The following is a 270-nucleotide window of genomic DNA, read 5'->3' on the forward strand; positions in this document are numbered from 1 at the left end:
CTTCTGCACATCCTTTACCCCAGCTCACAATGCCCAGTTGTTCATACGTTCCATTGGTCGAAACAACAATTGGACCGCCACTATCACCCTGACACGAATCATAACCACCATCACTGTAACCCGCACAGAACGCGTCGCTACCAATAGAAGAGTAGCCACTGTAAGGAACAGTATTGCATTGGTACTGATTAACAAGGGGAACATTAACTTGATACAATTCACTCTTCGATGAATACCCATCGGATGCGTCCTGATCACCCCAGCCCATGA

At 47.0% G+C, this 270-nt stretch carries 1 protein-coding gene; it reads right to left on the bottom strand.

From position 1 onward, the window contains the following. On the bottom strand, positions 1–270 hold a 270-nt coding region (locus AB4512_RS24205), incomplete at both ends, for a trypsin-like serine protease (RefSeq protein WP_372176033.1).

Origin of the sequence: Vibrio sp. 10N.222.52.B7 (assembly GCF_041474275.1) — a bacterium.
Classification (GTDB): Bacteria; Pseudomonadota; Gammaproteobacteria; order Enterobacterales; family Vibrionaceae; genus Vibrio; species Vibrio crassostreae_C.